Raw genomic sequence first — 2,182 nt, 5'->3', positions numbered from 1 at the left:
GGGCTAGATTTAAAGAAGAGAGAGCAACATATTGATTTAGGGTTTATAAGCAATGGCCCTAAGTGCCTTTTTCGACAGATGTTTGAGAGCATTATTCAAGAGCGTGATATTAGCATCGACAACATGATCGAACTTAGCAGTATTAATACGATCAAAAATTGCGTTGAGAGTAATATTGGTATCTCTTACTTACCTCGTTTTACGGTTGAAAAAGAGTTGCAAGAGGGCAGTTTACAAGAGCTTGAGTTCACCGAGTTTTCACAGATGATCAAGCCACTCTGTGCTTATCATGCTGGGAAGTGTGTGACGCCGGCGATGGAAGTCTTTATTGATTGTATGCGTAACGAGTATGAACGGCTTTCTACTCAGAGTCGGTGATCTTTAATATGTTCTATCTGACATAGTTTCGTTTTTACTCCTTTTTATTTTTTAAGTGGCTACTTCTAATTTATTGATTTTTATTGCTTTATTTTGAATCCGACTGTTGTGGGATGATAAATGGGATCTGATGCGAAGAGCTATTTATTGACGGAAAGAGATAAGATATAAAAACGACGGCGTGTGATAACTAGATTAGATAAGGTTACATAATTAACAGTGTAATAAATTCCATTCTTTATGGATTATTTTCAACGAGACTTAATTGTTACGGTTCGTTATTATTAACTCGTTAACGCATCCATTGCTAGGAAGTTAACTTACGCATATTGTTTTTTTCATCATTTGCAGTAAATATAATTTGCTGCTTTTTTAGCCAAAAAAGTTCAAAGCTTGAACTACAAGCTATGAACTTTTATTTATACTTAGTGGTTTTCTACTTTAATAAGTAAAACACCGTTTAAAAGTATCGCGTAACCTAGTAACTCTAAGCTTTCTTCGACCAAGTTTTTCACGTCTCTATTGTATGAGTTCCCCATAAACTCGACCCAAAAATCACCATACCCTGCAAAGCGTGAGAATAAGAAAACAATGAAAAAGCCAATCGTTAATGTCGTGAAGCTAGAATGAGAAATGAAAAGTTTGACCTCATTTTTTATGTTGACTATGTTGTTAAAACAAAAATAACAGACCGATACTATTATAATCCAAGCAGGGTACTTCCATGAACCGTGAGAAAAATACTGCTCTATGTGGTAGTCCATTTCTCTAACGAATATAACCATAAAAAATGAAGACATTATTACTAATATGTGTTTGAGTTCAAGATATTCCTTAGATTTATACAAACACATTAACGATGAAAAAAGCACAAATGCTATTTGAGTCATTTCTATAAGAGAGTTCTCCGATGTGCTTTTGTCCATTTGTACGCTAAAATAAATCGTTGCTAACGTATAAATAACCAAAAAAATAAGATAAGATATTTTATATACTAACAAACTAGTGACCGAGGTGTGTTTTTCTTTAATATACATCGTAACTTGTATAGGTGATGGATTTGTTAGTATTATAAATCAAGAATGTTTTATATTTAGTGAATTAAGCGCCATTTAGAATGGAACTTAATTCACCTAACATTAAACTTCGTTGAATCTTAAATTCTTTCTGGTTTAACTTATTGATTTTATTTATTTTTTTGTTAATTTTTGTTAAATAGAATCGCCTAGCTTTTATTGAAATGCTTTTTCCATATTGGTGGTATGCCAATTTCTTCTTGAACGATATCAATGAATGCCCTAACCAATGGTGATTGCTGACGGTGTGAGTACATGGCATAAATATCACCAAAATCTTGAGTTTCATATTCTGGTAAAAGTTGGACTAAATTAGAAGACTCTAGGTTTTTAGGAAGCATAAATTGACCTATAAGTGCTGCGCCCAGACCTGACTTTACGCTTTCAATTATTAGCTCAGCTTCATTTACCATGTATGACCCTGATATTGGGTATGTATCTAAACCATCTGATTTTGCTTTGTCGTAGAATTTAAGTTTATCGACAATAAAATTACCATTTGAATAAATAATAAAAGGTAGCTTAACTAACTCATCAGGCGTTTCTGGGTTACCATGTTTTTCAATTAAGTTTCGAGAAGCAATGATTGCAGTCGTATTTTTTGCTAATTTTCTTGCTACCATTGATGAGTCCCTCATAGGTCCGATTCGAAAAGCAATATCAAAATTACTTCTAATCACGTCTACATGAAGATCATCTAGCATTAGTTCAACACTTGCTTTTGGGTA

2 protein-coding genes are annotated in these 2,182 nt (G+C 33.2%); one reads left to right on the top strand and one right to left on the bottom strand.

The window, feature by feature from the left end:
• On the top strand, positions 1–378 hold a 378-nt coding region (locus IQR33_RS04810), incomplete at its 5' end, for a substrate-binding domain-containing protein (RefSeq protein WP_193843556.1).
• A gap of 1,225 nt (positions 379–1,603) precedes the next feature.
• On the opposite strand, the gene IQR33_RS04805 is transcribed toward IQR33_RS04810, so the two are convergent.
• A partial coding sequence (locus IQR33_RS04805; protein ID WP_193843555.1) for a substrate binding domain-containing protein occupies positions 1,604–2,182 on the bottom strand: 579 nt, incomplete at its 5' end.

Origin of the sequence: Vibrio sp. OPT46, from assembly GCF_015163535.1 — a bacterium.
Taxonomy (GTDB): Bacteria; Pseudomonadota; Gammaproteobacteria; order Enterobacterales; family Vibrionaceae; genus Vibrio; species Vibrio alginolyticus.
This window is presented reverse-complemented; position numbering and strand designations above follow the sequence as displayed.